We start from the raw sequence: 5,520 nt of genomic DNA, 5'->3' as shown, positions 1-5,520 counted from the left end.
GTCGGGGGGATGTTAGCAGGTGCTAATTATGCAGAGTTCCCCTTGGTTGGGGAGCATTAATTCTGTCCAACTGGCTGCAAACCCGCTGATTGTCTGATGATTGGTGTATACTCGGGCACAGTTCATGCGTGCAAATAATAGACTCTTTGCGCGCTCCTTCTACTGTTTCGCTGCAGGTTTAAACCCTCATATTCAGGTTTGAATCCTCTAATGCCAGATTTGAACTCCCTGATGCATAAACGCGAGCTAGTAGTTATATCGGCACGTCTGCGTGACTGCCCCCCTCAAGCCTTTGGCTGCAATAACTTTTGGTGAATAGATTGATCGGAAATTTCTTTAAAAAACTGATAGGTTCAGGTTCGGACAAACCTGAAAAGAACGAGGCAACTTCCAAGCCCGCCAGTGATAAAACAACTGCCAGTGACAGATCTGGCGCAAAAAAACATCCCCGCGAACGCAGTGGATCAAGTCAAAATAACCGTGGCAACCGCAATTCCCGCGACCAGCGTCCTGCCCAAAAAACCGGTGAGCAAGTGCCTGCGGTTGAGCGTGACCACTCAGCCAAACCCCCGCGTCACTCGGCCGCGCCGCGCCCGAAAAAAAGCGTGAAAGTGGATCACGGCCCTTGGGATATTTCCCAGTTTGAAGTTGAGGAGATCGAAGGCAAAACCCGCTTCCACGATTTTGATTTTGAGCCTCCGATCATGCGTGCAATTGCCGATCTCGGTTTTAAATATTGCTCGCCGATTCAAGCTCAATCACTGCCCTACGCTTTGCAAGGCAAGGATGTGGTTGGTAAAGCCCAAACCGGTACCGGAAAAACGGCTGCGTTTTTAACGGCGATTATCGACGATCTGCTCAAGAATCCAATCGCCGAAAAACGCTATGCCGGTGAGGCGCGTGCGCTAATCATTGCCCCTACGCGCGAACTGGTTATCCAGATTGCGGAAGACGCCAAAAGCCTGTGCAAGTACACGGATTTAAAAATCCACACACTCGTGGGCGGTATGGATTACGTTAAACAACAGCGCCATCTGCATGATGATTTGGTCGATATTTTGGTAGCGACTCCCGGCCGTCTGCTCGATTTCTGCGGCAACAAAGATGTGTATCTCGACCAGTTGGAAATCCTTGTCATCGACGAGGCTGACCGTATGCTCGATATGGGTTTTATCCCGCAAGTGCGTCAAATCGTACGCCAGACTCCCAAGCGCGAAGATCGCCAGACACTCTTTTTCTCCGCCACCTTTACCGATGAAGTGCGTACCCTGGTAGAGCAGTGGACCTACAAGCCGGTCACTATTGATATCGAACCGGAATCCGTTGCCAACGAGCGAGTTGACCAGCATGTGTATCTGGTTTCGACCGAAGAGAAATACACACTGCTATATAACCTCATTCAGCAAGAACATGCCGAGAGCATGATTGTGTTTGCCAATCGCCGCGACGAATGCCGCGATCTGCAAGAAAAGCTGCAGCGCCACGGTATCAAAGCAGGTTTACTCTCCGGCGAGATTGCACAGAACAAGCGTGTATCGACTCTGGATGCATTCAAGTCTGGCGAGATTAAAGTGCTGGTGGCGACCGATGTTGCCGGGCGCGGGATTCATATCAGCGGCATCAGCCACGTAGTGAATTTCACCCTGCCGGAAGAGCCGGAAGATTATGTGCATCGCATTGGCCGCACCGGTCGTGCAGGCAAAAACGGGACCTCGATCAGTTTTGCCTGTGAAGATGATGCATTGTTGCTGGAGCCTATCGCGCAGTTGTTGGGTAAGCCGATCAAATGTGAGCAACCACCCGAATATCTGCTGCTCACTCCGCCGGACAGCCCGCCAGCACCACCGCGTGCGCGTACCAATGAGCGTTTTAGCAATCGCTCTGTTGGCAACCGCCCCGGTGGCAATCGCAGCCGCAGACCGCGCAATTAAATTCTTTATAAGCAATAACCACTGATTTGATTCCGCCTGGCATTCGCCGGGCGCGCCTAGCGGGGCGCTCCTGCTGCCTGGAATGGTTATGTCCTCTGCTAAATCGGCCTTGTTAACCCTGCATTTGGGTGCGTTCCTGATGGGCGCGACGGGGCTTTTCTCCAAAATTATCGAATTGCCCGCCTGGGATATCACCGGCTACCGCACCTGGATTGCGGCAGTGGTACTGTTTGCCTGGGTGTATTGGCGCGAGCGCAGTATCGGGCTTAAATCACCACGTGATTATGGCCGCATGTTGGTGCTCGGCGTTCTGCTAGCCCTGCATTGGGTGACGTTCTTCTACTCCATGCAGGTCGCGAATATTGCAGTGGGCATGATTTCGCTCTACGCCTATCCGGTCGTCACCGTATTTCTGGAGCCCTGGATCAAACGTACCAAACTTGATTGGCGCGATGTGGTCAGTGGTTTTCTCGTGCTAGTCGGGATTTATTGTCTCGTGCCCGAATTTGATATCGACAACAACATGACCCAAGGTGTGATTTGGGGCGTTATCTCCGCACTTACCTTTGCAGTGCGCAATTTATTGTTGAGCTATTGGTTTAGCGACCAAACTGCCGCGCGCTCAATGAGCTATCAAGTGCTGATAGTCGCGCTCCTGATGACACCGATTTTGCTCCTCTCATCGCATCAGCCAAGCACTCACGATTGGTGGTTGCTGCTTTGCCTTGGCATTGTATTTACCGCTTTTACTCATACGTTGCTGGGTTATGCACTACGCTATTTAAAAGCGAAAACAGTTGGTCTGGTGGCGTGTTTGCAACCGGTATATGCGGTGATTTATGAAATCGCTGTGCTGCACACCTATCCCGATTGGAGCACCATTATCGGCGGTAGCATTATTATGGCGGCGGCGATTTACGAATCGGTACGCGAGCATAATAAAGCAACGCTCATTGCTTCTATCGAAAACAGTGCTTAAGTGATTAATGAAAAGTAAAAAGGGCGATTCAATATCACCCTTTTTATTGTGGATCGTTTAAGAGTTTGTTGCTGGGGTTTCGATATTGTTTTCCACCGGTTGCGATTGCTCCAGCTTACGGCGATTCACCAGACGGCGCATGACGGTGTAAAAAATTATCGATAGAACAACGGTAAAGATTGCCGACCAGATAAATTTATCAAGCGATGGCTTATACAAATTAAAGTAAAGCATCTGGCCAATATTCAACACGCAAATAAATTTCAGCATCAATTCCTTATTGAGGTTTTTCAACACATAAGCACCCAGTGGTGCCATAAACAATACAACCGGGAATGCGCACAGCCAGGTTTGTACTTGATATTGGGTGAGTTCCGCATCGATAAAGTGGCGATAGGCATAACCCAAAATGCTAATGCCGGCCATCATCATAATGCTCATATGAGTAGCGATTTTTTCTTTCATCCCAAAGCGGGTAACCAGCAGCGTGTACAGAATAATATCGGCGCCGGTGCCAAATAAACTCGCACACATGCCACCGAGCAGCAGTATGACGACGGTGATCGCATGATCATAGCGTTTGGTTAATTTGAGAAACTCCTCGTTACCGCGATGATCACTCAGGTAATAAATCACTGCAAAGGTGGCGATTAAACTTAAAAACAACGCTTGAATGATGACAACTGGAATGGTTTGCAGAATTAACATGCCCAGCACGAAACCAACAAATGAAATAGGAATCAACCACAACATAGGTTTGTAAGCGCGGAGATTGCTGGATGAGTGCGTCAGGATAAAAATACTGGCGCTGGTCATGCCGATACTTTGGATCATCAGGCTGAAATCCCGCGCCATGGTGCGCTCAATGCCAATAAAAATATTTAACACCGGAAATGCCACAACACCGCCACCTTCCGGGGTTACCCCTGCGACAAATGCACCCAACACCATAATGGCAGGGTAGAACCAGTGGTCAGCTAGAAATTTAAGGTCATTAAAGGTAATAAACAAGCTCACCCATGTGACCATCGCAACGACCAACCAAAGCCGGAATAATTTACTTTCAAAAAACATAGAAGCCCCACAAGATATAAAAGTCGTATTTGTTGATATTGTTATAGATGCTGCAGCTGGATTATTTTGGTGCATTCGGCACAGTTTTTATTGCTTTGCAGCGTTGAAATGCCAGAAAAAACAGGAATCCCGAGTTGACCATGGAGGTGATTATTCGGGCAATAAATCCAATATAGATTTTTTCTATAGCGTTTGCGGAAGACTAAAAGTGCCAGATTTTGCTTAAGGTTGGTGCGCATTTACTGCGTGTACTGTCATCTCCTTTGTGGGTTAGATATATGAACTTAATGCCAGTAGTTTTTGTGCCTCATGGCGGCGGCCCCATGCCCTTATTGGGTGATACAAATCACCGCGAACTTATACGGTTTATGCAGTCAATTGCCGCTGATTTGCCGCGCCCAGCCGCGATTGTTGTGATCACCGCGCATTGGGAAGAAGATGTGGTTAGCATCACTTATTCTCCCGCACCGGGCATGATGTACGACTACTACGGTTTCCCGCCTGAGAGTTATGAGTTCAAATATTCCGCACCGGGCGACCAACCTTTAGCAAAGCAAATCCAGCAGCTATTGCAGGATAACAATATCGACGCACGTTTGGATAACCAACGCGCTTACGATCACGGAACCTTTGTGCCGCTGATGTTGATGTATCCCGCCGCCGATATACCGGTCATCCAATTATCGCTACTCGCCTCGCTCGATCCTGCAGCGCATATTGCGATCGGCAAGGCGCTCGCCCCATTGCGAGAGCGAGGTGTTTTAATTGTTGGCTCGGGTATGTCGTTCCACAATATGCGCGCATTTTTCTCGGGTGATCCGGCAGTCAAAGGCAAAAGTGAAACCTTTGATAACTGGCTAACTGAAACTCTCTGCGCGTCCAACTTGACCAATCAAGAGCGCGAGCAGCGTTTACGCGATTGGATTTCCGCTCCCCAAGCGCGCTTTTGTCATCCCCGCGAAGAACACCTGTTGCCGTTGCACGTGTGTTGGGGCGCGGCCAGCCAAAGTTCAGTGGCGGCAGAGCAAAATTTTAGTGGACTGCTGTTCAATACCGCAATTTCCGGCTACCTCTGGCGCTAAACACTGAGTCTAATCATAGGCTTGGCGCATTTTTCTAAACTTTTCCTGATCATTGGCTACACTCAATGGATACTTACGAATCCGCTGAGTGATAGCCCATGAAAAAAATTCTAATAGTCGAAGACAGTGAGATGGTGATGAAGATCATGCGCCATCTGGTGCAAAGTTCATCGCTAGCCTATGAAGCTGTGTACGCTGCGACTATGGCGCAAGCAACAGCGCTCTACGAACAATATCCGAACGACTTTTTTGCTGCCCTGGTGGATTTGAATTTACCGGATGCTCCCAACGGTGAAGTAGTGGACTTCATCCTTAGCAAAAAAATTCCTACCATTGTGCTCACCGGTAGCTACGACGAAAAACGGCGCGAGCAATTATTCAACAAAGGCATAGTTGATTATGTGACCAAAGAGGGCCGCTACGCCTATAGCAAAGCCGTCGGCATGATCAACCG

Annotated in this window: 5 protein-coding genes; 4 read left to right on the top strand and 1 reads right to left on the bottom strand. The window is 49.0% G+C overall.

Annotated elements, in window-relative coordinates; all coding sequences use genetic code 11:
- Window positions 1-311: 311 nt before the first annotated feature.
- Window positions 312-1,931, top strand: a complete 1,620-nt coding sequence (gene rhlB, locus ACWA6V_RS16570) for an ATP-dependent RNA helicase RhlB (RefSeq protein ID WP_449523529.1) — start codon at window positions 312-314, stop codon at window positions 1,929-1,931.
- A gap of 88 nt (window positions 1,932-2,019) precedes the next feature.
- Window positions 2,020-2,910 (top strand): DMT family transporter, encoded by an 891-nt coding sequence (locus ACWA6V_RS16565; protein WP_449523528.1) that lies wholly within the window; start codon window positions 2,020-2,022, stop codon window positions 2,908-2,910.
- A gap of 57 nt (window positions 2,911-2,967) precedes the next feature.
- On the opposite strand, the gene ACWA6V_RS16560 is transcribed toward ACWA6V_RS16565, so the two are convergent.
- Window positions 2,968-3,984, bottom strand: a complete 1,017-nt coding sequence (locus ACWA6V_RS16560) for a sulfite exporter TauE/SafE family protein (protein ID WP_449523527.1) — start codon at window positions 3,982-3,984, stop codon at window positions 2,968-2,970.
- A gap of 278 nt (window positions 3,985-4,262) precedes the next feature.
- Here ACWA6V_RS16560 and ACWA6V_RS16555 point away from each other — a divergent pair, with 278 nt between their 5' ends.
- On the top strand, window positions 4,263-5,066 hold the full coding sequence (locus tag ACWA6V_RS16555; RefSeq protein WP_449523526.1) for a DODA-type extradiol aromatic ring-opening family dioxygenase: 804 nt from the start codon (window positions 4,263-4,265) through the stop codon (window positions 5,064-5,066).
- 98 nt (window positions 5,067-5,164) lie between these two features.
- The coding region (locus tag ACWA6V_RS16550; protein WP_449523525.1) for a response regulator at window positions 5,165-5,520 on the top strand (356 nt) is incomplete at its 3' end.

Source organism: Cellvibrio sp. (assembly GCF_053579595.1).
Note: the sequence above shows the minus strand (reverse complement) of the source record. Positions and strands in the feature narration are given on the sequence as shown.

Bases quoted from the DNA above. Each gene is read 5' to 3' on its own strand.
- ACWA6V_RS16560 (WP_449523527.1), bottom strand. From the start codon at position 3,984: ATGTTTTTTGAAAGTAAATTATTCCGGCTTTGGTTGGTCGTTGCGATG.
- ACWA6V_RS16565 (WP_449523528.1), top strand. From the start codon at position 2,020: ATGTCCTCTGCTAAATCGGCCTTGTTAACCCTGCATTTGGGTGCGTTC.
- ACWA6V_RS16555 (WP_449523526.1), top strand. From the start codon at position 4,263: ATGAACTTAATGCCAGTAGTTTTTGTGCCTCATGGCGGCGGCCCCATG.